Below are 23,127 nucleotides of genomic sequence, written 5' to 3'. Positions count from 1 at the left end.
GTCTCAGGCGCGGGGCCGGCCCATCGCGCGGTACGTCCAGCCGGCCTCGCGCCACTTCGCGCCGTCCAGCGCGTTCCGCCCGTCCAGCACGATCCGGCGGGACGCCACCGCACCCAGCTCCGCCGGGTCCAGCTCGCGGAACTCGCGCCACTCCGTCAGGTGCAGCACCACGTCCGCGCCGCGCACCGCCTCCAGCGCGGTGTCCGCGTACCCGAGCGTCGGGAAGACGCGGCGCGCGTTGTCCATGCCCTTCGGGTCGTACACCGTGACCTGGCCGCCCTGGAGGTGGATCTGCCCGGCGACGTTCAGCGCCGGCGAGTCCCGTACGTCGTCCGAGTCCGGCTTGAACGTCGCACCCAGCACCGCGACCCGCGTCCCCAGGAAGGACCCGCCGCCCACGGCCTCGCGCGCGAGCTCCACCATGTGCCCGCGGCGGCGCATGTTGATCGAGTCGACCTCGCGCAGGAACGTCAGCGCCTGGTCCGCGCCCAGTTCACCGGCGCGCGCCATGAACGCCCGGATGTCCTTCGGCAGACAGCCGCCGCCGAAGCCGATCCCGGCCCGCAGGAACTTCCTTCCGATCCGCTCGTCGTGGCCGATCGCCTCCGCGAGCTTCGCCACATCGCCGCCGGCCGCCTCGCACACCTCGGCCATGGCGTTGATGAACGAGATCTTCGTCGCCAGGAACGAGTTCGCGGAGGTCTTCACCAGCTCCGCGGTCGGGAAGTCCGTCACGACGAACGGCGAGCCCTCGCCGACCGGCGTCGCGTACACATCGCGCAGCAGCTTCTCGGCGCGCTCGCTGGTCACGCCCACGACGATGCGGTCCGGGTGCAGGGTGTCCTGGACGGCGTAGCCCTCGCGCAGGAACTCCGGGTTCCAGGCCAGCTCGACACCCTCCGGCGCCTGCTCCGCGAGCAGCGCGGCCAGCCGGTCGGCCGACCCCACCGGCACGGTGGACTTGCCGACGACCAGCGCGCCGCCCTTCAGCCGCGGCGCGAGCGAGGTGAAGGCGGCGTCGACGTACGACATGTCACAGGCGTACTCGCCGTGCTTCTGCGGGGTGTTCACACAGACGAAGTGGACGTCGCCGCCGAACGCCTCCAGCTCGTCCCACGACGTCGTGAAGCGCAGCCGCCCGCTGGAGCCCTCGGCCCCGGCCACGTGCCGGGCGAGCAGCTCCTCCAGCCCCGGCTCGTACATCGGGACCCGGCCGGTGGCCAGCAGCTCGATCTTCTCGGGCACGACATCGAGGCCCAGGACCTCGAAGCCCAGCTCCGCCATGGCCGCTGCGTGCGTGGCGCCGAGGTATCCGGTGCCGATCACGGTGATCTTGAGGGCCATCGAGATGCTCCTGAGGGGTACGGGAGGGACTGCGGGCCCGAGCATAACCGGGCGGGCGCGAGGGCATTTTTCCGCTGTCGGCAAGCTCACGTATCCCAGGTCAGGGCCGGGCCTCTAAAATTTGAGTTACTTAACGGTAGTTAGCGTTGTTGGGGAGTGAGAGACCTTGGCAGGATCGGCCGATTTCGATCTGTACCGCCCGTCCGAAGAGCACGACATGCTCCGCGAGACGATCCGCTCGCTCGCCGAGGCGAAGATCGCGCCGTTCGCGGCCGCGGTCGACGAAGAGGCCCGCTTCCCGCAGGAGGCCCTGGACGCACTGGTCGCCTCCGACCTGCACGCCGTGCACGTACCCGAGGAGTACGGCGGCGCGGGCGCCGACGCGCTCGCGACCGTGATCGTCATCGAGGAGGTCGCCCGCGCCTGCGCCTCGTCCTCGCTGATCCCCGCGGTGAACAAGCTGGGCTCGCTGCCGGTGATCCTCTCCGGCTCCGAGGAGCTGAAGAAGAAGTACCTGGGCCCGCTCGCCAAGGGCGACGCGATGTTCTCGTACTGCCTCTCCGAGCCGGACGCGGGCTCCGACGCCGCCGGCATGAAGACGAAGGCCGTCCGCGACGGCGACTTCTGGATCCTCAACGGCGTGAAGCGCTGGATCACCAACGCCGGCGTCTCCGAGTACTACACGGTGATGGCCGTGACCGACCCCGAGAAGCGCTCCAAGGGCATCTCGGCCTTCGTCGTCGAGAAGTCCGACGAGGGCGTCTCCTTCGGCGCCCCGGAGAAGAAGCTCGGCATCAAGGGTTCCCCCACCCGCGAGGTCTACCTCGACAACGTCCGCATCCCCGCCGACCGCATGATCGGCGCGGAGGGCACGGGCTTCGCGACGGCCATGAAGACCCTGGACCACACCCGCATCACCATCGCGGCCCAGGCCCTCGGCATCGCCCAGGGCGCCCTCGACTACGCCAAGGGCTACGTCCAGGAGCGCAAGCAGTTCGGCAAGCCGATCGCCGACTTCCAGGGCGTCCAGTTCATGCTCGCCGACATGGCGATGAAGCTGGAGGCCGCCCGCCAGCTCACGTACTCGGCCGCCGCCAAGTCCGAGCGCCTCGACGGCGACCTGACCTTCTTCGGCGCCGCCGCCAAGTGCTTCGCCTCGGACGTCGCCATGGAGATCACCACGGACGCGGTCCAGCTCCTCGGCGGCTACGGCTACACCCGCGACTACCCGGTGGAGCGCATGATGCGCGACGCCAAGATCACCCAGATCTACGAGGGCACGAACCAGGTCCAGCGGATCGTGATGGCCCGCAACCTGCCGTAAGCACCCCCCGGCACCGAGACACGAGGCACCCCGCTCGGCGGGGTGCCTCGTGTCGTTGCCGGCCCGGTCGCGGCACCAGCCACGCACCGGCGCACGCTCATCGCCGCGCGCTGCGCCGAAGGAGCTCCGCGTTCATCGCGTCAGACCGCGCGGGCCAGTTCGAAGCTTCCCGTGGCCGAGTCCGTGCAGAGGGCGCGGCAGGCGGTGAAGAGGGGCGCGAACTCGGGGTGGGTGCGCCAGGACTTGAGGGAGTCGAGGTCGCGCCAGGAGGAGAACGAGACGAAGTGGGCGGGCTCGTGGCGGTCGCGGATGAGCCTCGCCCAGAGGAAGCCGTCGACCGACTCCTTGGTCCAGGTCAGGAACTCCGTCCAGCGCTCCAGGAACTCCTCGGCGTTCCCCTCGGCCACCCGCCAGTTGCCCGAGGCCCAGTACCGGCTGCCGTCCGCCGCGTCCGCCATCGCGCTCACCGCCCGCCTCCCATGATCGCCGTACTTGGCAGGGTAGGGCGGGCAGGGCAGGGGCGCGAGGCGGACGGGTGGCGGACGGTGATGGACGGCAGCGCCGGTCAGTTCCCGGTGACGGTGACCTTCTCGTCGTTCTTGATCTGGTTCACCAGCTGGCGGACCTTCTCCTTGTCCCAGACCAGGTTTCCGCCGCGGCTGCCGGAGATCGGCATGTTCATCGACTTGCCGTCGCCGCCGCTGATGCCCTTCATCGCGAAGAACATCTCACCCAGGTCGAACAGCGACATGTCCTTGTCGACGATCAGGGTGTCCAGGCCCGAGCCGAGTGTCGGGTAGAGCTTGAACGGGTTGAGGATCGTGCCGGGGGTTGCGGCCTGGTTGGCGAGGGCCGCGAGGAACTTCTGCTGGTTCTTCGTACGGTCCAGGTCGCTTCCCGCGAAGGCGTAGCGGGTGCGGACGAAGGCGAGGGCCTGCTCGCCGTTCAGCGTCTGCTTGCCGGCCTGGAAGTCGGCGCCGGACTTCTTGTCCTTGAAGGCCTTCGGGATGTCCATCTCGACACCGCCGAGGGAGTCCACGATGCCCGCGAAGCCGGCGAAGCCGATCTCCGCGTAGTGGTCGATCCGCAGGCCGGTGTTGTGCTCGACGGTACGGACCAGCAGTTCGGGCCCGTCCTCGGCGTACGCCGCGTTGAGCTTGACCCGGCGGCCCTCGGCCGGGAAGGTCTTGCCGGACTCCGAGCCCACGAAGGACGGTATCTCCACGTCCGAGTCGCGGGGGAGCGAGATCATGGTGTTCCCGCTGCCGCAGGCGGCGAGGATCATCATCGAGTCGGTGCGCTTGCCGTCGGCCGAGCCGGTGTGGAGCTTCTTCTTCTCCTCGGCGGTCATGCCTTCACGGCTGTCCGAGCCGACGATCAGGTAGGTCGTGCAGTCGCCCTCTTCAGGCCGGTCTATGACCTTGGCGAGGTCGACCTCACGGCGCATCTTGGAGTCGGCCCAGAAGTACGTGCCTATGGAGACGCCGAGCACCGCGACGACCACGACGATCGAGCCGACCTTGAGGCGGCGGCGCCAGTCGGGCGCCGGGCGGCCGTACGTGGGCGGCTCACCGTACCCGCCGGGGCCACCGTGACCGCCCTGGCCACCGTGGCCGCCGCCGGACGGCGAACCGTAGACCTGGCCCGTGTTGTAGCCGCTGTCGTACGGGGTGCCGTACTCGTCGTACCCCTGCGACGGCTGCTGTGGGACGGCTCGTCGCTGCACATGACGCATCACGCGTGCGCCCTCGGGCTCGGAGCCCCGGCTGCCGCGTCCGTATCCATCGGGCCAATCATTCATGCGGAACAGTGTGCAGGCCCGGACCGAGCCGCTGACAGGGCGGGTGACGAATCGCACCGGGGCTGTTGCGAACCTGATGCAATGCATCGCCGTCAAGGTCCCCGCATAGGGTGGAGGGCATGACAGACCAGGCCCAGCACCCGGAGGGCGATATTCCGGGTAAGCCCACATCGGCTTCGCGTACCACCCTCAGCCACATCATGACCCACAGCGACACCAACCTCCTCGGGACGGTGCACGGCGGTGTGATCATGAAACTGGTGGACGACGCGGCGGGCGCGGTGGCCGGCCGGCACTCCGGCGGACCGGCCGTGACCGCCTCCATGGACGAGATGGTCTTCCTGGAGCCCGTCAGGGTCGGTGACCTGGTCCACGTGAAGGCTCAGGTGAACTGGACCGGCCGGTCCTCCATGGAGGTCGGCGTACGGGTGCTGGCCGAGCGCTGGAACGAGTCGACGCCCGCGACCCAGGTCGGCTCCGCGTATCTGGTCTTCGCCGCGGTCGACGCGGACGGGAAGCCGCGGCCCGTCCCGCAAGTGGTCCCGGAGACGGAGAAGGACAAGCGCCGCTACCAGGAGGCGCAGATCCGCCGCACCCACCGGCTGGCCCGGCGCCGCGCGATCAAGGAGCTGCGCGAGCGCCGCGCGGCGGAGGGCTACGAGGACTGACGCCCTCGCTCTTGCCCTCGTTCTCCTCCTCGCTCTTGCCCTCGTCCTCGCCCTCGTCCGTGCGTCAGCGGCAGAGCACCTCGTCGCCCGTGACCGCCTCGAACGCGCCCCGTGCGCGCGGGGTCTCCGCGCGGACCGGCGTCACCGAGGTGTAGCCGGAGCCCGCCGTGACCTTCAGCGTCGGGCCCTGGCCCCGCACCGGGCGGAGTTCGGCGCCCGGCAGCGCCACGGCCAGCGACCTCGCCGAGCGGTCCCAGCGCGGGTCGTACGTGATGAAGGTGCGCTTCACATTGCGGTGGGCGGCGTTCCGCGGGGCCCGGGTCGTGTCGAAGCCGGTCGCCTTCAGGGCACTGTCCACCCGCGAGCCGAGGCCGTCCAACTGCGTCCCGTTGTAGACCTGCACCCGGATCTGCTTCGGCGCCACGTCGACGACCTTCGCCTTCGACGGCGCCTTCTGCACGCCCTGCGGCGTCAGCGGCTTGTCCTCGCGCAGCGCCCGGAAGAGCCGGTCCGCCTTCGCCGTGTCCCACTTCACCGTCGAGCCCACGCCCCGCACCGGGAAGCTCGGGTCCTGCACGGGCACGGACGTGAACTCCGTCGACGCCGGGCCGAAGCCGCGCATCGTCCTCCCGAGCGTCAGCATCTGGTCGGTACCGAAGCCCTTGTCGGCCCGGACGGAATTGAGCGCCGTGGTGCTGACCTGGCGCAGCTTCACCGGGTTCAGCAGCACCCCGCTGCTGGTGGCCTGCTGGACCAGCGCCGCCACGAATCGCTGCTGGCGCTGCATCCGGCCCAGGTCGGCCGCCCCGTCGACATGGCGGGCGCGCACGTACTGCAGCGCCTTCCCGCCGTCCAGCCGATGGGTGCCCGCGGGCAGGTCGAGACCCGAGTGGGTGTCCTTCATCGGCCGGGCCGTGCAGATCTCCACCCCGCCCACCGCGTCCACCGTCTTCATGAAGCTGGTGAAGTCGACCTCCAGATAGTGGTCGACCTTCACCTTCGTCAGGTCCTCGACGGTCCGCACGGTCAGCGCCGGACCGCCCTCCGCGTACGCCGCGTTCAGCTTCACCGCGTGCCGGCCGTGCTTCAGCCCGCTGGTGATGTCGGTGTGGGCGGGGATCTCCGCGTACGAGTCACGGGGCAGGCTCACGATGCTCGCCCGCTCCCGGTCCGCCGAGATGTGCACCAGCATGATCGTGTCGGTGCAGCGGCAGGGTGCGCCGCCGAGCCGGTACTTGTGGCGTTCCTGCTTGGTGATCCTGTCCCGGCCGTCGGTGCCGACGAGCAGGATGTTCGTCCCGTTCCCCGACTCCGGCCGGTTCTTCATGTCCTTGAACGGGTCGATCCGGCCGATGCCGCTGTCCAGCCCCGTCACCAGCGCGTGACCGATCCCACCGATGCCCAGCACCAGCACCGACAGCGTCGTGACCATCCTCATACCCCAGCGGGGCCGCTCGCCCTGCCGTGTGTCGCGCGGCCGCGGGGGCCGGCCGGCGGATCCCCGGCGGTTCGCCGCGGGCCCCTGACGTTGCGCCGCCGGCCGGGGGCGGCCCGCCGTCGGTCTCGGGACCGGCCTCGGGCGGGCCGCCGCCGTTCGCGGACGGGGCGAGCGGGGCGGTGTGGGCACGAGGGGCACCTCCGCGGGGCAGCAGACCGGTGATCCTGTGAACCGTAGGCCCATACGATCTGCGGCACGGGGAGGCGCCGGGCAGGCGCGCATGGGTGTCCCCCGTTCGCGGTAACGTGGCGGGCGATGCCGCCGTCTCCCGGGGCCGCCCCCGGACCGAAGGAAGCCGATGCCCGCCGCCCCGCCCGCCGTCTCCGTGATCATGCCGGTCCTCAATGAGGAGCGGCATCTCCGCGACTCCGTCCGCCACATCCTGGAGCAGGAGTACGCGGGCGAGATGGAGGTGGTGATCGCGCTCGGCCCGTCCTCGGACCGTACCGACGAGATCGCCGCCGAGCTGGTACGGGAAGACTCCCGGGTGCACACGGTGCCCAACCCCACCGGGCGCACGCCGGCGGCGCTCAACGCCGCGATCAAGGCGTCCCGCCACCCGATCGTCGTCCGCGTCGACGGCCACGGCATGCTCTCGCCGAACTACATCGCGACCGCCGTCCGGCTCCTGGAGGAGACCGGCGCGCAGAACGTCGGCGGCATCATGCACGCCGAGGGCGAGAACGACTGGGAGCACGCCGTCGCCGCCGCGATGACGTCGCGGATAGGAGTCGGCAACGCCGCCTTCCACACCGGCGGTGAGGCGGGCCCCGCGGAGACCGTGTACCTGGGTGTCTTCCGCCGTGAGGCGCTGGAGCAGCAGGGCGGTTACAACGAGGAGTTCATCCGCGCCCAGGACTGGGAGCTGAACTTCCGGATCCGTGAGGCCGGGGGACTGATCTGGTTCTCACCGGAGCTGAAGGTCCAGTACCGGCCGCGGCCCTCGGTCCGGGCGCTCGCCAAGCAGTACAAGGACTACGGCCGCTGGCGTCACGTCGTCGCCCGCTACCACTCCGGTTCGATCAACCTGCGCTACCTCGCCCCGCCGACCGCCGTCTGCGCGATCGCCGCGGGCCTCGTGGTGGGCGCGGCGGTCCATCCGCTCGGCTTCGTGATCCCGGCCGGCTATCTCGCGGCGATCACCGCGGGCTCGGTCCCCGCCGGCAAGGGCCTGTCCCTGAAGGCCCGCCTCCAGATCCCGGTGGCGCTGGCCACGATGCACATGTCGTGGGGCTTCGGCTTCCTGACGAGCCCCCGCTCGCTGGCGCGGAAGGTCATCGCGAGCCGCCGCCCGGCGGTCATGGCCTCCACCCAGGCCTGACGACGGCGTCGGCGCGGCCCCGACCGCGCCCCCGAACAGCGACGAAGCGGCCGGGCCGTTCCCCGAGAGGAACGGCCCGGCCGCTTCGCTGCGGTCCCTACCAGCGGTAGGGCGCGTAGACGTCCATGCACTCCTTCTCGTCCGCACCGTTGAGCGCGTCGGTGTCCTCCTTGGACAGCGCCGGCGTCGCCGACTTCGGGAAGGTGTCACCGGTGCGCCAGTCGGCACCCACGACGAGGGTCACGCCCGACACGTCCGTGGACTTCTTCACCGAACCCGCCGGGATTCCCAGCGACTTGGCGACCGCGTACGCGTCCCCCTCCAGCTCGGCACTGGGATAGCGGACGACCGTCTTCGCCATCGGGTTGCTCGTGCTGTCCTGGGAGGCCCGGGTGTAGCCCTTGTCCTTCAGCACGCCCGCGACTTCGGTCGCGCGGCCCCGCACCGAGCCCTCCTGGGCGGTGTAGGTGCCGTTCTGCACCAGCACCCCGATCTCGCCGGCCGGGGCCGCGGGATCCTTGGGAGCCACGGCGGGCTTCGGCTTGGAGGTGGGGCCCTTGCCGTCCAGCGGGATGTCGTCGCGGAGCATGCGCCACACGTTGTCCGCCTTCTCCGGGGCGGGCAGCACCCGGTTCTGGTCGTACGGGTCCTGGATCCACGGCATCGTCAGCATCTCGATGCGGTCCATCGGTACGTCCTTGAGCTGCATGCCCAGGTCGAACAGCTTCTTGACCGTGCCGATCTCCTCGGAGACCTGGAGGGACTTGGTGGCCGTCTCCGCGAGGTCCATGAGCTGCCCGGTGTCGGTGAACGCGTTCTGCTTCTTCAGCTTGCGGATCACCGAGTTCATGTACATGTGCTGGGCCTTGGACCGGCCCATGTCGTTGTAGAAGGCGTGCCGGGTGCGCAGCCACTGCAGGGCCTGCTCGCCCTCGACGGTCTGTGAGCCCGCCTTCAGCTTGAGGCCGGAGCCGCCCTTCACCATCGCCGTGGGCCTGTCCCAGACGTTCTGCTCGACGCACACGTCGGCGCCGCCGACCGCGTCGGACATCGCCACCACACCGGCGAAGTCGACCATCATCCAGTGGTCGATGTAGACCCCGGTGAGGCTCTCCCAGGTGAGCAGGGTGCAGCCGGGGCCGCCCCGCGCCAGGCTCTCGTTGATCAGCGTCCTGGTCGCCTTGTACGTCTTCTTGGTGGCGGGATCCACGCACTCGGGCACCTGGACCCGGGTGTCGCGCGGGATCGACACGACCGAGGCGTTCTTCCGGTCGGCGGAGACGTGCAGCAGCATCTGCACGTCGGCGAGCGGTGGGGCGTCGGCCTTGTCCCTGGACCCGCCGAGCTGCTGGTTCGCCTTGGAGCTGCGGCTGTCGGAGCCGATCAGCAGGACGTTCAGCGGTGTCTGTCCCGCGGCGTTCGGCTCCGGCTTCTGCGCCTTGCTGTCACCGGCGCTGCGTTCGCCCTTGCGGATGTTGCTGTTGAGGTGCTCGTAGTAGAGGTATCCGGCGGCGGCCGTGCCGAGTATCAGCAGTGACAGCACGGAGGCGACCCAGCGCAGTATCCGGCGTTTGCCACGTCTGCCGGCTTCGCGGCGGGTGCCGCGCCGGCGTGGGCCGTCGCCTCCACCGCCTTTGCCGCCCGGCGTCAGGCCGGTCGGCGGTGTACCGTCCGCGTCGCCGCCGCCCGTGGCCCCCTTGCCCAGCGGCTTCTCCTCGTAGAGGCTGTCGTCCCAGCCCCGTTCGCCGGCGTGCCGGACGCGTCGCCGCGTCCCCTCCCCTTGCACGCTGCTCTGTCCCACCCCAGGTCCCCCTGTCGTTCAGGCGCGCCACATGCCCCGGTGAACCGGGGTCACTTGGCGCACACCTGCTTGTCGGCTTCCACCTTGTCCACGTCCGGCACCTTCGCCGGGCCCGTGATGGGCACCCCCGCGCCCTTGAAGTCGGCTCCGAGGGTCAGCACCATCGCTTCCGTGCCCTCGGCGTTCTCGGTACCGGGCTTGAGCGCCGCGGCGGGCAGACCCATCAGGTCCGCGAGTTTGCGTGCCTGGTCGGCCTGGTTCGGTGCGTACTCCAGCGTCGTCGTGGCGGTCTTCTCGGGTGCGTTGCTCTTGTTCGTCGACTTGAGCACGCCCTCGTCGTTCTGCAGCCAGTTGAGGGTCATCTGCGCGGCCCCCTGGGTGTCGCTGCCGTTGTAGACGTCGACGCGGACGTCGGACGCGTCGGCCCGCGGGCCCTTCAGCAGCGCGGCCTGCTTGCTCTTCGCCGCAGACTCCTTCTTCTTCACCTCGGTGAAGGAGACGTCGTTCTGGATCATGCTGAAGACCTGCGGGGCCTTGACCTTGTCCAGGATGACGGTCGCCCCGTCGGTGTTGTCGACCACCGGCACCGTCATGAAGCTGATGTGCTTGATGTCGATCTTCCCGAGCTCCTCGGCGAGCGCCGTCAGCTTCGGGATGTCGCCGATCGCGCTGTCGACGGTGAGCGCCTGGGTCGCCGCGTCCGCGAGCGCGAACATCTTCTTCGGGTTGCCCAGCGTGTCTTCCTTCATCTGCCGGATCATCGACGCGATGAACTGCTGCTGCTGCTTGATGCGGTCCAGGTCGCTCTCGTTGCCCAGACCGTGCCGGTTACGGACGAACGCGAGGGCGTCCTCCCCTTCGACCTTCTGCGGACCGGCCGGCAGATTCAGCTTGGATTCCTTGTCCTTGATGGGCTTCGCCAGACAGATCTCCACGCCGCCGACGGCGGTCGACAGGGTCTTCACCGCGTTGAAGTCGGCCATCATGAAGTGGTCCACCGGAACACCGGTGATCTGCTTGATCGTGCGCATCGTGCAGCCCGGGTCGCGTCCACCCACGCCGAAGCTCTCGTTGAAGCGGACGCCGTCCGAGCCCCTGACTATCTTGGTCGAGCCGTCCGCCTGCTTCGTGGGGCAGTCAGGGATGTCGGTGATCAGATCGCGCGGGATGCTCAGCGCGGTCGCGTTGGTCCGGTCCTCGGAGACGTGGAAGAGGAACGTCGTGTCCGCGTGGCCCGAGCTGCCCTTGTCGCCGTAGCCCTCGTTGCCCGAGCCGGTGCGCTTGTCCGTGCCCAGCAGCAGGATGTTGACCGGCCCGTCCTTCGTGATGCCCTTGGAGCCCGCGTCACCGACGTCCACCGTGTTGAGGTTTCCGTTGAGCCGCTCGTACACGTAGTAGCCGAGACCGGAGCCGACGACGAGGACGCAGGCCAGGATGCCTCCGGTCCACAGCATCGCCTTCTTCTTGCGGCTCTTCTGCGGCTTGCGCTTGCGCCGGCCGGGGCCGGTGGGGGGCGTGCCCCGGCCGCCCGCGCCGCCGGCCCGTGCCGCGCGGCGCGCGCGCTGCTCCGGGACGTCCGTCGTCGGTGCCGCGTCACCAGAGGGACCGCGCCGACGGCCGGTACTTCTGGGGGAGGCGCCGGTGGAACGGGAGCCGGTCGACTGCCGAGAGGAACGGTCCAGTCGCAGTTCGTAATTGCCCGTCTGCGGGTTGAGTACCCACTGGTCGGCGGGATCGATGTCGTCCGCCTGCCCACGGCTCTGCGCATCCACGGTTGCTTGAGTCCTCCGTCGGTGCCACGCGCGGCGTCCCTCCCCCCGGGAGACGCGCGGTTCGTCGATCCGGTTGTGTGAGCCCCGCGGCCGGATGGCCGGATGGCCGGAAGTACCGGATCGCGTCACACTATCCGCCCAGTTCAGCGCCGGGCGACGTCCGTGACAAATTCCACGCCGCTTACAACTGGGCAATCCACCCAATCGTCATGGACCGCCGACGAGTCTTTGGTGAGCGCTTTACTTGCACATGCCCGAAGTGGCGTTGGTGCCGGAGAACGTGGGTGTCGCCGACGGGTTCTCGGAACCCGTACCGCTGTCGCTCTCCGTGTCGGTGCTGTTGCTCGGCGTCTTGCCTTTCGGCACCACCTTCACCGGTTCGTCCTTGCGCAGCCGCTCGAAGAGCTTGCTCGCGGCAGGCTGGGCGAGCACGTCGCGGTTCGGGTCGTACGGATAGGACCGGCGCGGCACCGTGAGGAACTGCACGCGGTTCGTCGGCACGCCCCGCAGGGAGCGGGCGACGTCGAAGAGGGCCTTGAGGGAGTCCAGGCCGGGGTCGGTGGTGAGCGACTTGGTCGCCGCGTCCAGCACGGGGTAGAGGCGGGTCGGGTTCAGCAGCACCCCGTTGCTCTGCACCTTGTTGAAGAGTGCGCCGAGGAACTGCTGCTGCCGGTCCATGCGGTCGGTGTCGCTGCCGTTGCCGAGGGTCTTCCGGGCGCGGACGTAGCCGAGGGCCTTCTCGCCGTTCAGGTTCTGCTTCCCGGCCTTCAGCCGCAGATGGGCCTCGGGGTCGTCGATCGGGTGGGCCAGGCAGACCGTGACCCCGCCCACGGCGTCGACCATGCTCTTGAAGCCACGGAAGTCGACCACCATGTGGTGGTCGATCCGGACGCCGGTGAGCCGCTCGACGGTACGGATCGTGCACGCGGCGCCGCCGACCGCGAAGGCGGAGTTGAACTGCGTGTACTGCGTCCGCGTGCGGGTGCCCTTCGCGGTGCGGCAGCTCGGGATGCCGACCAGCAGGTCGCGCGGGACGGAGACGGCCGTCACGCTGCGCCGGTCGCCCGCCAGGTGCAGCAGGATCGTGGTGTCGGAGCGCTGGATGCCCTTGTCGCGGCCGTACGCGTCGTTGCCCGCGCCGGCGCGGCTGTCGGAGCCGATCAGCAGGATGTTCTCCGCGCCGTTGGGCGAGGGCAGCGGGCGCTCCTTGTCGTACCGCTCCAGCTCCTCGGCGGCGGTGAGGTCCGTCCCGATGTTGCCCTCGAGCTTCCGGTAGAGCCACCAGCCGACGCCCGAGAGGGCGAGGACGAGGAACGACACGCAGAGCGCGATCCACCGGAGGCGACGGCGCGACCTCCCGGCCGTGACGTGCCCCGTCGCGGGGTCGTCCGGTTCGGCGGGCGGGCCGGCGCTGTCGGTCACGGTTGCGTCCGTCCTTGCGGTGGTTTGTCTGGGTACGCACCGCCGATGATGTCCCGGAGCCGGCGCTCAGGCGCGTGGGCTCGGCACGCAATGAGCCGTACGAGTGGACTTCGCGGCCCCGGCCAGGCCGTTGTGCCTGCCTGCCTGCCTGCCTGCCTGCCTGCCTGCCGGGCCGCGCCCGGGCGTGCGGCGGCGTGCCGTCGCGCGGGCGGGGCGCGGGGGCGTGCCGACGGGCGCGACGCCTGGGGCCGTGGTGTCGGTCGGGTCGTTGTGCCGGTCGGACCGCTGTGCCGGTCGGGAGGTTGTGTCGGTCGGGCGGTTGTGTTGGCTGGACCGCCGCCGCGGGCGTGCGGGCGTGCCGTCGCGCGGGCGGGGTGCCGGGGCATGCCGGCAGGCGCGGACACCCGCGGGGGCGTTGTGTCGGTCGGGCCGCACTGCCGGTCGGGCGGTTGTGTCGGTCAGGCCGTTGTACCGGTCGGTCCGCCGACGGGGGCCTGCCGCCGCGCGGGCGGGACGCCGGGGCATGCCGGCAGGCGCGACGCCCTCCGGGCCGCGCCGGCTGGACCGACGTGTGGCTGGGCCGACCTGTCGGTCAGGCCGCGGTGCCGGTGACCCGCTCGCTCTCGATCCGCTTCGCGAGGTCCTCCGGGGACAGCTGGTCCAGGTTCCGGCAGAGCACGACCGAGCCGCCGGCCGCGAGGGGCGCGTACAGACCGGCCGAGAGTCCGTCCCAGGTGTCGTACGGACGCCCCGACAGCAGCCGGGATCCGGCGGCGAGCCCCAGCTCCGCGGCGTCCGCGCGGGCGCGGTCCACGAGCTGGGTGCCGGTCAGCTCCGTACCGGCGACGGCGAGCGCGGGAGCGTCCGGATCGACGGGTACGTACGGTACGAACCGGTCGCCCTGGCTCGGGACCTCCACGGCGTAGTCGGCGAAGCCCTCCGGCGCCTGCGGGAACCGGCCGCCGAGCGGCCGCAGCGCGAGCGCGATCCGCTCGCCGGAGCAGACGCGCGCCGCCGCCAGGCCGTCCGGGCCGCTCACGACCAGGTCCGCGCCCGCCGGGTCGCCGCCGACGTCCGCGACGACGCCCACCGAGGAACAGGCGAGCAGCCACACCGCGGTCTGCCAGTGCGCGGGCAGCAGCAGCGCCAGCCGGTCGCCCGGCTCCGCGGACAGTCCGTCCTGGAGGAGATTCGCCGTCTTGGCCACCCAATTGGCGAAGGTGGCGACGGACAATTCCACGCGCTCACCGGTGGCGTCGTCGTAGAAGGTGACCAAAGGGCGTGCGGGGTCCGCGGCGAGCGCGGATCGCAGCAGGTCGGCGGGGGTGCGGTCGCTGGCGTTCATCCGCGCAAGAGTACGCCGCGCCGGTGGCGCGGGCGGGACTGTCCCGGTGACGGCGTCCCCCGTACGGACCGACGATCCGTCAGAGTTCCGGAAGGCGGATCCGCTTCCGGCAGCCCGAGGATCGTTCCATGCGTGCCTTCCTTGCATCTTCCATCGGTGTCGCCTGTACCGCCGCTCTCGCCCTCCCCCTGCTCGCGCCGCCGGCCGTCGCTGCGCCACAAGCCGTCGCCGCGACGCCGTCCGCGCCGGACCTGCCGGGCTCCACACAGTCGCTGCCACTGGTCCCGCTGCCCGGCCTCGAACGGGCGGGCGGCGGGACCGTTGCCCAAGGCCTGCCACAGCGCGACGTCGACCCGTTCTCGCTCGTCGGCGTCGTCTGGGACGACCCGGACAGCGAACTCCAGGGCGCGGTCGAGGTCCGCACCCGTGCCACCGGCTCCGACGACTGGTCCGCCTGGCAGGACGTGGAGACCCACAACTTCGAGCACGCCCCGGACCCCGGTTCGCCGGAGCGCGCCGCGGGCACGGTGCGCGGCTCGACCGCGCCGCTGTGGGTCGGCGACTCGGACGGCGTCGAGGTCCGCGTACGGCCGGAGCCGGCCCCCGGGGCCGCGCGCGCTGCCGCGCCGCCGCTTCCGGGGGGCCTGCGGCTGGAGCTCGTCGACCCGGGCGAGGTCCCCGAAACCCCGCAGCCCGGGACCGCACAGCCCGGGACCGCACAGCCCGTGACGCTGCAGCCCGGGACCGCACAGCCCGTGACGCTGCAGCCCGGGAGCACCCTGCCCGGCGAGGGCGAGAACGCACTGCCGGGGAATCCCGTGCCGGGCAATCCCGTGGCTGGCAACCCGCTGCCGGGCAACCCCGTGCCGGGCAACCCTTTGCCCGGGATCCCGCAGCCGGAGAACCCTCAGCCCGGTGAGGTCGAGGGCGAGGAACTGCCGGGTACCGTGCCCGATGCCGGCCTCGCCGCGTGGCTGACCGCCGAGTCCGCCGCGGCCTCCGCCGTCAACGCGGAGCTCGCGCCGCTCGGCGCCGACATGATCACTCCGCAGACCAAGGCGGAGACGGAGGCGGAGGCCGCCCCGTACGGCGTCGCGAAGCCCTACGTGGGGCCGCGGCCCGGCATCGTCACCCGCAAGGGCTGGGGCGCCGACGAGTCGCTGCGCGAGAAGCAGTTCGTCTACACGAAGTCGGTCAAGGCCGCGTTCGTCCATCACAGCGCCACCGGCAACCGGTTCACCTGCGCGCAGTCGGCCTCCGTTCTCCGCAGTATCTACCGCTACCACGTGGAGAGCAGCGGCTGGCGGGACATCGGCTACAACTTCGCGGTCGACAAGTGCGGAAACATCTACGAAGGGCGTGCGGGAGGCGTGGCCAAGGCGGTGCTCGGCGCGCACACACGCGGTTTCAACTCGAACAGCATGGGCATCGCCGTGCTCGGAACGTACAGTTCGACCACTCCGCCGGCGGCCGCGGTCCAGGCGATCGCCAAACTGACCGCATGGAAGCTGGGCCTCTTCGGGATGAACCCGAAGTCCACGACATTTCTGACATCCGCCGGAGGCAACAAGTTCAAGCTGGGCACCCAGGCCAAGCTCAACGTCATCTCGGGGCACCGGGACGGCTTCGCGACCGACTGCCCGGGAGCCCGCCTCTACGGCCAACTCGGCGCGGTCCGAACGCTGTCGGCCAAGCTCCAGGGACGCTGACGGGCACCGGCCGCCGGGCGCCGCACGCGGTACTCGCGGTGCTGCATACGTACGTACGAACAGGCTGCATACACTGGCCGGTCATACGCACGAATTGCCCGGCCCCAGAAGGAAGCAGAGAAGGCATTGACTCAGGCCCAAGAAGCGATCCTCCTGGTCGGCGGCAAGGGCACCCGGCTGCGCCCGCTCACCATGAACACACCGAAGCCGATGGTCCCCGCGGCCGGGGTGCCGTTCCTCACGCACCAGCTGGCGCGGGCGCGCGCCGCGGGCGTCGAGCACATCGTGCTCGCGACGTCGTACCTCGCGGAGGTCTTCGAGCCGTACTTCGGTGACGGTTCGTCGCTGGGTCTGCACCTGGAATACGTCACCGAGGAGGAGCCGCTCGGCACGGGCGGGGCGATCCGGAACGTCGCGTCCAGACTGCGGTCGGGGCCGGACGAACCGGTGCTGATCTTCAACGGCGACATCCTGACCGGGCTGGACATCCGCGCCCTCGTCGACACCCACCGGTCCTCGGGCGCGGACGTCTCGCTCCACCTCACCAGGGTCGAGGACCCGCGCGCCTTCGGACTGGTGCCGACGGACGCGACGGGCCGGGTCACGGCCTTCCTGGAGAAGCCGCAGACCCCGGAGGAGATCGTCACCGACCAGATCAACGCCGGTGCGTACGTCTTCCGCCGCTCCGTCATCGACAGCATCCCGGCGGGCCGGCCGGTGTCGGTCGAGCGCGAGACCTTCCCCGAACTGCTCGCCGCCGGGGCCCACCTGCAGGGCATGGTCGACTCCACGTACTGGCTGGACCTCGGCACCCCGCAGGCCTTCGTCCGCGGCTCCGCCGACCTGGTCCTCGGCCGGGCCCCGTCACCGGCGGTGCCCGGGCGCTGCGGCGACCGCCTGGTCCTCCCGACCGCCACGGTCGCCCCCGACGCCAAGCTCACCGGCGGCACGGTCGTCGGCGACGGCGCGAGCATCGGCGAGGGCGCCCGCATCAGCGGCAGCACGGTCCTGGACGGCGCGGTCGTCGAAGCGGGAGCGGTGATCACGGACTCGCTGATCGGCGCCCGCGCCCGCGTGGGTGCCCGCACGGTCCTCGCGGGCGCCGTCATCGGCGACGGCGCGGTCATCGGCCCCGACAACGAGCTGCGGGACGGCGTCCGGGTCTGGTGCGACGCCACGATCCCGGCCGGATCGATCCGCTTCTCCTCGGACCAGTAGGCGGGTCCTCCTCGGACCAGTAGGCGGGCCGCACGGGTCTCGCTGCGCGGGGCGGGCACGACCCCCTACGCTCGAAGGGACCCGAACGCTCCAGGACTCCGCTCCAGGGCGCCCCGAACCACTCAGGACCCAGGACCCCACCCCGTGGCAGGCCGCTTCGACCCCCGCCCCGCCGTCACCCGCACCACCGTGCGCGGCGGCGAGGTCGCCGTGCCCGCGCCCAGGCCCGCGGCGGCTCCCAGTGGGGGCCGGGAGCGGCGGTACGTCCCGCCGGGTCCGCTCGACCTGGGGCTGGTGCTGGGGCCGCTGCGGCGCGGGCCGGCCGATCCGATGTTCCGTACGACACCGGACGGCTCGGTGTGGCGCACCACCCGCACCCCGGCCGGCGCCGGCACCCTCCGCGTGGCGGCACGCGACGGCGCCGTGCACGCCGAGGCCTGGGGTCCCGGAGCGGACTGGCTGCTGGACCAACTGCCCGCACTGCTCGGCGAGTCGGACGACCCGGCCGCCTTCGAAGCCCGCCACCGCCTCGTCGCGGCCACCCACCGCCGCCGCCCCGGCCTGCGCCTCACCCGCACGGGACTGGTCCTGGAGTCCCTGATCCCGTCGATCCTGGAACAGAAGGTCACCACGGACGAGGCGTACCGAGCTTGGCGTCTCCTCGTACGCAAGTACGGCGAACCCGCCCCCGGCCCGTGCCCCGACCGGATGTCCGTCATGCCGGACGCCCGCACCTGGGCGAGGATCCCGTCCTGGGAATGGCACCGCGCGGGCGTCGACGACAAGCGTGCCGCCACGATCCTGCGCGCGGTCCGCGTCGCCCGCCGCATGGAGGAGGCCGCGGCCATGACGCCCGAGGCGGCCATGGCCCGCCTGGAACTGATCCCCGGCATCGGCCCCTGGACCTCCGCCGAGACGGTCCAACGCAGCAACGGCGCCCCCGACGCCATCACGGTCGGCGACCTCCACCTCCCGGGCATCGTCGGCCACGCCCTGGCCGACGACCGCGACGCGGACGACGCGACGATGCTCGAACTCCTCGCCCCCTACGCCGGCCAACGCCACCGCGCCGCCCGCCTGATCCTCCTGAGCGGCCGCGTCCCGTCCCGCCGCAAGCCGAAGATGCCACGAGGGGACATCGGCAAGCTGTGAACCACGTCGTCGGCGCGCCGCCGGTGGAACCGATCCGGATGTACACGTTTCTCGGGCAGATGCTGGACTGCTTCCCCGAGATGCGTGAGCCGGTCGCGCGGAAGGTCCGGTCGGCGATCGGTGTCGCGTACGACCTGGCCGATGTCAACACGTGCCGGACGGATGTCTACGGACTGCTCTGGGACCTGTTCAACGAGGTTCTGCTGCCGGCCCTGGTGGCGGATCCGGGCCGCGAGCGGGACGAGGTACTGCGGCGGACCTTCTCCTTCCTGGAGCGGGTCGCCGTCTCATCCGAGCCCGTCAACCTGGACTTCCTCGAGGGGCTGACCGGCGACTATCTGATCGGCCGGGACGGGGCGTTGTCCTACGCCCATGCGGGGCCCGCCGTCCGCGCCACCATGATCCGCGCGTGTGCGAACTGGGGCATGACGGTCCCGCACGACTGGAGCGCCGCACCACCGGCCCGCTGAGCAACAAGCAGCGAGGCCCGGAGCCGATCCACGGCCTGGGCCTCACTGCGTGAGGATCGCTCACCGCACCTCGATGAACGCCCCCGCGTCCCGCGCCGCCCGTTCCCTCGGTGGCTCCGCCGCGTGGCCGATCGCGACCGCGCCCATCGGGTCCCAGTTCGCCGGGAGATCGAGGGCCTCGCGGACGACGTCGCGGCAGAACATCGTCGAGGACACCCATGCCGACCCGAGCCGCTCGCCGGCCAGCGCGACGAGGAAGTTCTGGACGCCCGCGCCCGTCGCGACGACGAACATCTCGCGCTCGGCGGTGTCGCGGCGCTCGTCGCCGTAGTGGTGCGAGCCGTCCATGACCATGCACGGCACCGCCAGGTACGGCGCGTTGCGCAGGACGTCACCGCGCCGGACGCGCTTGGCGATGGAATCCTCCGACTTGCCGTCGCGGCGCAGGTCCGCGATCCAGGCGTCGCGCATCGCGTCGAGCAGCCGGGTCCGTGACTCCTCGGACTCCAGGAGTACGAAGCGCCAGGGGGTCGTGTGGTGCGGGGCCGGTGCCGTCACCGCGGCGGCGACCGCGCGGCGGACCGCGCCCGGGTCGACCGGCTCGTCGGTGAAGGCCCGCACCGTACGGCGCTGGGTCACCGCTTCCCGTACGGCCTCGGAGGTGCCGAGGCGGAACATGTCGTCGGCGGCGGTACGGACCAGGGCACGCGCGCCCACGGCCGCCTCCGTCGGCTCGGCGACGACGTGGGGCAGGCCGCGCACCACCGCCACCGGCAGCCCGGCCGCCTTGCCCTTGACCAGGTCTCCGGCCGCGGCAAGCTCGTCGGCGGTGGCGACGACGGTCGCGCTCAGCGGATTGCCGTGCGCGTCGACGCCGCCGCGCAGATCGTCCAGCACCCGTACCCCGGCCGCCCCGATGGCGACATCCGTGAGCCCGGTCCGCCACGGCCTCCCGAAGGTGTCCGTGATCACGACGCCCACCTCGACCCCGAGGGTGTCCCGCAGCCCGTCCCGGATGCGTACGGCCGAGGCGTCCGGGTCCTCGGGCAGCAACAGCACCGTTCCGGCAGGGGTGTTGGAGGCGTCCACCCCGGCCGCCGCCATGACCAGTCCCTGCCGGTTCTCGACGATACGGAGCGCGCCGCGCCTGGCCACGACCCGTACCGTCTCCGCGTCGATGGCCTCCTCACGGTCCCCTGCCTCGACGAGCCGCCGCTCCGCCTTGCTGACGATCTTCGACGTGACCAGCAGGACGTCACCGTCCACCAGCCCCGGCTCGGTGGCCGCGATCAGCTTCGCGATGTCGTCGCCGGGCCGGACCTCGGGGAGCCCCGGCAGCGCCCATACCCGGTAGGACGGAGAGGTCGTGCGCGGCGACGTCATGCGCGTACCTCCTCCGCGAGCGCGAGCGCCTCGCGCGCCATCGCCGCGGCCGACTCCAGGTCGGTCATCATCAGCGGCACGGCCCTGCAGCGGATCCCCGCTCCTTCGACCTCCGCCACCGCGCCCGCGTCCACCGTGTCCACGAGCCAGCCGTCCAGCAGTCCCGAGCCGTAGTGCGCGGCGACCGCGGCCGCCGTCGACTCGACGCCGACCGCCGCCAGCACCTTGTCGGCCATGCCGCGCACCGGGGCGTTCCCGACGATGGGGGAGAGGCCCACGACCGGAACGCCGGCCTCCGCGATGGCCTCGCGGATCCCCGGCACGGCCAGGATCGTCCCCACGCTCACCACGGGGTTCGACGGCGGGAAGAGGATGACGTCGGCGGCGGCGATCGCTTCCAGCACACCGGGGGCCGGCTTGGCCTGTTCGGCGCCGACGGGCACGACGGCCTGTGCGTCGACGGAGGCCCGCAGCTTGACCCAGTACTCCTGGAAGTGGATGGCTTTGCGCTCGCCGTCGATGTCCACGGCGACATGGGTCTCGATCCGGTCGTCGGACATCGGGAGCAGCCGCACCCCGGGCTGCCACCGTGCGCACAGGGCCTCGGTGACGGCGCTCAGCGGATAGCCCGCGCCGAGCATCTGCGTACGGACGATGTGGGTGGCGAAGTCGCGGTCACCGAGCCCGAACCACTCGGGCCCCACCCCGTAGGCCGCGAGTTCGTTCTTGACCTGGAAGGTCTCGTCGGTACGTCCCCAGCCCTGCTCCTCGTTGATGCCGCCGCCGAGCGTGTACATCACCGTGTCGAGGTCCGGGCAGACCTTCAGCCCGAACAGATGGATGTCGTCACCGGTGTTGCCGATGACGGTGATGTCGGCTTCGGGGGCGGCGGCCTTGAGGCCACGCAGGAAACGAGCACCGCCGATGCCACCGGCCAGAACCACAATGCGCATAAGGACAGTCTGTCAGCCGGAGGCTGATCGTTTGAGGGGCGGTGGTCGGGCGACGGGTGGGCCTGTCAGCCGGAGGCTGATCGTTTGAGGGGCGGTGGTCGGGCGACGGGTGGGGAGCGTCAGGCGACGACGGCGTCCCGGCGGGCCGGGGAGCAGTGCGCCGTGTGCATCGGCATCTCGGTCAGGCCCGGGAAGTAGATGTGCAGGCTGACGGCCGGTTCGAGCGAGTCGTTGACCACTTCGTGCACATATCCGGGTGCGAAGACCCGCTGTGCGCCGGGGGCGAGCGAACGCTCGGCGCCGGTGGCCGTACGTTCGGTCAACTCGCCGTCCAGGACGGTCAGCACACCGGAGGACGGGCCGTGGTCGTGGAGTCCGCTGCCCTGGCCCGGCACCCAGGAGAGCAGCCAGACCTCGTAGCCGGGGCCGGTGCGCAGCCGGTGGTACCAGCGGGTGGTGGCGTCGTACTGGACGAGTGGGGCCCACTGGGTGCGGTCGGCGGCGATGGCGCGGGCGAGCCCGGCGAACTCGGCCACGGTCGCGGGGTGCTCCCTGGCGGGCTGGAGGAGGTGCTGGACCTCGAGGATGTCGCCGGCGATCTGGAGGTCGCTGTTGCTGTTCATAGGGGTGCGGTGGTTCCTCGGCAGAAACGGAAGGTCAGTGCTGGGGTGTCGCGATGCCCGCGGCAAGGGCGGGCGGGGAGAGCTGGAGCGCTACGGCATCAACAGCTGGAACAGCAACAGCGCGCCTGGACAGCGCTGCGGAACCCACGGATCGCGTGGGTCGCGGAGGGCGCTGTGGTCGCTGGCATGCATCCAAAGGTGACCAACGCGAACCCGGATGTCAACTCAATGACCGATTTGGCGGCAATGTTTCACCTCATCCGGTTACTCCGCTCGGAGAAAGGTTTGTGCGGCGACGGGGCCGGAGACATCGCGCAGCAACCGTGCTCTCAAACGTCGTGGAACTCTTGTGATCGGACTGTGATCCGGATCGCTTGTGTGGCCGGATCGCAACAAGATCGAACCGTGCGACGTCCTTCCTTCGTGAGGACCGGTGAACGCCGGTGTGGAGCGAGGGGCGGAGGGGGTGCGGGCAGGCCAGTGGCAAGTGTCAGGATTTTTGGTGATATGAACACTTTCCGCATACGCTTGGTTCCGCAGAGTGAATACGGGGCTCAATAGCAGATCTCGGCTTGACTGGCCCGGATCCACACACTTGTAATTTCACTCGTGTCGTTCGGCCGAAATCGGTACGGCTCACGGCCGGATCACGGGGACGCAAAGACGACGAGGGGCGCACATGACCGAGCTGTTCCAGCAACTGCTGGTCGAGGACGCGGACGAGGAACTCGGCTGGCAGGAGCGCGCGCTGTGCGCCCAGACCGACCCCGAGTCCTTCTTCCCCGAGAAGGGCGGTTCCACGCGTGAGGCCAAGAAGGTCTGCCTCGCCTGCGAGGTCCGCTCCGAGTGCCTTGAGTACGCCCTCGCCAACGACGAGCGATTCGGCATCTGGGGCGGCCTGTCCGAGCGGGAGCGCCGCCGGCTGAAGAAGGCCGCGGTCTGAGCGGACACGTACGTCCCGCCCTGACGCGATCCCGCCCGGACACGCGGACTGACCCGACGCGACCGTCCGACGTACGGGCTCGACGCGCAGGTCCGACTCGTCCGACGACCGTGTCCGACAGACGTACGTGTCCGACACACGTCCGGCGGTCCCGCCCCGTCCAAGGGCCCGGCCACCCCGCCCCGCCCAAGGGCCCGGCGATCCCGACCCGTCCACGATCAGGCGCGCCGGTCCGACCAGGACCCGGTGCGCTCGGCCGGCCGGATCCGCACATCCGGCCAAGCGCGGCCGGATGTCCGGTCTGTCCGGCCAAACAGCACACATGCGTACGTAAGAACGGCCCGCGGCCCCGGCTCTGTCCACAGGCGGCGGACCGTCTC

19 protein-coding genes are annotated in these 23,127 nt (G+C 71.1%); 8 read left to right on the top strand and 11 right to left on the bottom strand.

Annotated features, from left to right (window positions below; genetic code table 11):
* Window positions 1-3: 3 nt before the first annotated feature.
* Window positions 4-1,344 carry a UDP-glucose dehydrogenase family protein gene (locus ACIQMR_RS20520; RefSeq protein WP_401388990.1) on the bottom strand — a complete coding sequence of 447 codons (1,341 nt, stop codon included), beginning with the start codon at window positions 1,342-1,344 and terminating at the stop codon, window positions 4-6.
* Window positions 1,345-1,510: 166 nt separating this feature from the next.
* On the opposite strand from ACIQMR_RS20520, the gene ACIQMR_RS20515 reads away from it, so the two are divergent.
* Window positions 1,511-2,668, top strand: coding sequence for an acyl-CoA dehydrogenase family protein (locus ACIQMR_RS20515; protein WP_401388987.1), 1,158 nt, complete (start codon window positions 1,511-1,513; stop codon window positions 2,666-2,668).
* A gap of 140 nt (window positions 2,669-2,808) precedes the next feature.
* On the opposite strand, the gene ACIQMR_RS20510 is transcribed toward ACIQMR_RS20515, so the two are convergent.
* Entirely contained in the window at window positions 2,809-3,126 is a 318-nt protein-coding gene (locus ACIQMR_RS20510; RefSeq protein ID WP_401389573.1) for an antibiotic biosynthesis monooxygenase family protein, read from the bottom strand.
* Window positions 3,127-3,233: 107 nt separating this feature from the next.
* Window positions 3,234-4,469, bottom strand: coding sequence for an LCP family protein (locus tag ACIQMR_RS20505; RefSeq protein ID WP_401388984.1), 1,236 nt, complete (start codon window positions 4,467-4,469; stop codon window positions 3,234-3,236).
* Between the two features lie 119 nt (window positions 4,470-4,588).
* On the opposite strand from ACIQMR_RS20505, the gene ACIQMR_RS20500 reads away from it, so the two are divergent.
* Window positions 4,589-5,137 carry an acyl-CoA thioesterase gene (locus ACIQMR_RS20500; protein ID WP_266378489.1) on the top strand — a complete coding sequence of 183 codons (549 nt, stop codon included), beginning with the start codon at window positions 4,589-4,591 and terminating at the stop codon, window positions 5,135-5,137.
* A gap of 64 nt (window positions 5,138-5,201) precedes the next feature.
* Here ACIQMR_RS20500 and ACIQMR_RS20495 read toward each other — a convergent pair whose 3' ends face one another.
* The gene (locus ACIQMR_RS20495) at window positions 5,202-6,575 is read right to left on the bottom strand and encodes an LCP family protein (protein ID WP_401388980.1); all 1,374 of its coding nucleotides are present in this window, start codon (window positions 6,573-6,575) and stop codon (window positions 5,202-5,204) included.
* Window positions 6,576-6,933: 358 nt separating this feature from the next.
* Between ACIQMR_RS20495 and ACIQMR_RS20490 the strand changes: the two genes are divergently transcribed.
* Window positions 6,934-7,956 (top strand): glycosyltransferase family 2 protein, encoded by a 1,023-nt coding sequence (locus ACIQMR_RS20490; RefSeq protein ID WP_401388977.1) that lies wholly within the window; start codon window positions 6,934-6,936, stop codon window positions 7,954-7,956.
* Between the two features lie 97 nt (window positions 7,957-8,053).
* Here ACIQMR_RS20490 and ACIQMR_RS20485 read toward each other — a convergent pair whose 3' ends face one another.
* From ACIQMR_RS20485 to ACIQMR_RS20470, 4 genes are all read right to left on the bottom strand, one after another.
* The gene (locus tag ACIQMR_RS20485; protein WP_401388974.1) at window positions 8,054-9,757 is read right to left on the bottom strand and encodes an LCP family protein; all 1,704 of its coding nucleotides are present in this window, start codon (window positions 9,755-9,757) and stop codon (window positions 8,054-8,056) included.
* A gap of 50 nt (window positions 9,758-9,807) precedes the next feature.
* Window positions 9,808-11,529 carry an LCP family protein gene (locus ACIQMR_RS20480; RefSeq protein WP_401388971.1) on the bottom strand — a complete coding sequence of 574 codons (1,722 nt, stop codon included), beginning with the start codon at window positions 11,527-11,529 and terminating at the stop codon, window positions 9,808-9,810.
* Between the two features lie 240 nt (window positions 11,530-11,769).
* Window positions 11,770-12,951, bottom strand: a complete 1,182-nt coding sequence (locus tag ACIQMR_RS20475) for an LCP family protein (protein WP_401388968.1) — start codon at window positions 12,949-12,951, stop codon at window positions 11,770-11,772.
* Between the two features lie 592 nt (window positions 12,952-13,543).
* The gene (locus ACIQMR_RS20470; RefSeq protein WP_401388965.1) at window positions 13,544-14,296 is read right to left on the bottom strand and encodes a TIGR03089 family protein; all 753 of its coding nucleotides are present in this window, start codon (window positions 14,294-14,296) and stop codon (window positions 13,544-13,546) included.
* A 128-nt stretch (window positions 14,297-14,424) separates the two neighbouring features.
* Here ACIQMR_RS20470 and ACIQMR_RS20465 point away from each other — a divergent pair, with 128 nt between their 5' ends.
* From ACIQMR_RS20465 to ACIQMR_RS20450, 4 genes are all read left to right on the top strand, one after another.
* The gene (locus ACIQMR_RS20465) at window positions 14,425-16,005 is read left to right on the top strand and encodes an N-acetylmuramoyl-L-alanine amidase (RefSeq protein WP_401388962.1); all 1,581 of its coding nucleotides are present in this window, start codon (window positions 14,425-14,427) and stop codon (window positions 16,003-16,005) included.
* Between the two features lie 126 nt (window positions 16,006-16,131).
* Window positions 16,132-17,223 carry a sugar phosphate nucleotidyltransferase gene (locus ACIQMR_RS20460; RefSeq protein ID WP_401388959.1) on the top strand — a complete coding sequence of 364 codons (1,092 nt, stop codon included), beginning with the start codon at window positions 16,132-16,134 and terminating at the stop codon, window positions 17,221-17,223.
* 144 nt (window positions 17,224-17,367) lie between these two features.
* Window positions 17,368-18,375: a DNA-3-methyladenine glycosylase family protein gene (locus tag ACIQMR_RS20455; RefSeq protein WP_401388956.1), complete on the top strand. Its 1,008-nt coding sequence runs from the start codon at window positions 17,368-17,370 to the stop codon at window positions 18,373-18,375.
* Window positions 18,376-18,413: 38 nt separating this feature from the next.
* Window positions 18,414-18,845: a hypothetical protein gene (locus ACIQMR_RS20450; protein WP_401388953.1), complete on the top strand. Its 432-nt coding sequence runs from the start codon at window positions 18,414-18,416 to the stop codon at window positions 18,843-18,845.
* 60 nt (window positions 18,846-18,905) lie between these two features.
* Here the strand turns inward: ACIQMR_RS20450 and ACIQMR_RS20445 are convergent, their stop codons facing one another.
* From ACIQMR_RS20445 to ACIQMR_RS20435, 3 genes are all read right to left on the bottom strand, one after another.
* Window positions 18,906-20,228, bottom strand: a complete 1,323-nt coding sequence (locus tag ACIQMR_RS20445) for a coenzyme F420-0:L-glutamate ligase (RefSeq protein ID WP_401388950.1) — start codon at window positions 20,226-20,228, stop codon at window positions 18,906-18,908.
* Window positions 20,225-21,181, bottom strand: coding sequence for a 2-phospho-L-lactate transferase (cofD, locus tag ACIQMR_RS20440; protein ID WP_401388947.1), 957 nt, complete (start codon window positions 21,179-21,181; stop codon window positions 20,225-20,227). The genes ACIQMR_RS20445 and cofD overlap by 4 nt, the downstream gene beginning before the upstream one ends.
* Window positions 21,182-21,300: 119 nt before the next feature.
* A complete protein-coding gene (locus tag ACIQMR_RS20435) occupies window positions 21,301-21,804 on the bottom strand; it encodes a cysteine dioxygenase (RefSeq protein ID WP_401388944.1) in 504 nt (167 codons plus the stop codon).
* A gap of 679 nt (window positions 21,805-22,483) precedes the next feature.
* Between ACIQMR_RS20435 and ACIQMR_RS20430 the strand changes: the two genes are divergently transcribed.
* Window positions 22,484-22,747 carry a WhiB family transcriptional regulator gene (locus ACIQMR_RS20430; protein ID WP_017945871.1) on the top strand — a complete coding sequence of 88 codons (264 nt, stop codon included), beginning with the start codon at window positions 22,484-22,486 and terminating at the stop codon, window positions 22,745-22,747.
* Window positions 22,748-23,127: the final 380 nt, after the last annotated feature.

The sequence above is a fragment of the Streptomyces sp. NPDC091376 genome (genome assembly GCF_044757085.1).
In the GTDB taxonomy this organism is placed as follows: domain Bacteria; phylum Actinomycetota; class Actinomycetes; order Streptomycetales; family Streptomycetaceae; genus Streptomyces; species Streptomyces pratisoli.
The sequence above is the reverse complement of the archived record's forward strand: the minus strand, read 5'-3'. Positions and strand labels throughout refer to the sequence as shown.

What these genes read in the sequence shown, in the direction of transcription:
- ACIQMR_RS20450 (WP_401388953.1), top strand. Translation starts at nt 18,414, where the DNA reads ATGTACACGTTTCTCGGGCAGATGCTGGACTGCTTCCCCGAGATGCGT.
- ACIQMR_RS20495 (WP_401388980.1), bottom strand. Translation starts at nt 6,575, where the DNA reads ATGAGGATGGTCACGACGCTGTCGGTGCTGGTGCTGGGCATCGGTGGG.
- ACIQMR_RS20500 (WP_266378489.1), top strand. Translation starts at nt 4,589, where the DNA reads ATGACAGACCAGGCCCAGCACCCGGAGGGCGATATTCCGGGTAAGCCC.
- ACIQMR_RS20510 (WP_401389573.1), bottom strand. Translation starts at nt 3,126, where the DNA reads ATGGCGGACGCGGCGGACGGCAGCCGGTACTGGGCCTCGGGCAACTGG.
- ACIQMR_RS20435 (WP_401388944.1), bottom strand. Translation starts at nt 21,804, where the DNA reads ATGAACAGCAACAGCGACCTCCAGATCGCCGGCGACATCCTCGAGGTC.
- ACIQMR_RS20445 (WP_401388950.1), bottom strand. Translation starts at nt 20,228, where the DNA reads ATGACGTCGCCGCGCACGACCTCTCCGTCCTACCGGGTATGGGCGCTG.
- ACIQMR_RS20520 (WP_401388990.1), bottom strand. Translation starts at nt 1,344, where the DNA reads ATGGCCCTCAAGATCACCGTGATCGGCACCGGATACCTCGGCGCCACG.
- ACIQMR_RS20470 (WP_401388965.1), bottom strand. Translation starts at nt 14,296, where the DNA reads ATGAACGCCAGCGACCGCACCCCCGCCGACCTGCTGCGATCCGCGCTC.
- cofD (WP_401388947.1), bottom strand. Translation starts at nt 21,181, where the DNA reads ATGCGCATTGTGGTTCTGGCCGGTGGCATCGGCGGTGCTCGTTTCCTG.
- ACIQMR_RS20490 (WP_401388977.1), top strand. Translation starts at nt 6,934, where the DNA reads ATGCCCGCCGCCCCGCCCGCCGTCTCCGTGATCATGCCGGTCCTCAAT.
- ACIQMR_RS20430 (WP_017945871.1), top strand. Translation starts at nt 22,484, where the DNA reads ATGACCGAGCTGTTCCAGCAACTGCTGGTCGAGGACGCGGACGAGGAA.
- ACIQMR_RS20465 (WP_401388962.1), top strand. Translation starts at nt 14,425, where the DNA reads ATGCGTGCCTTCCTTGCATCTTCCATCGGTGTCGCCTGTACCGCCGCT.
- ACIQMR_RS20505 (WP_401388984.1), bottom strand. Translation starts at nt 4,469, where the DNA reads ATGAATGATTGGCCCGATGGATACGGACGCGGCAGCCGGGGCTCCGAG.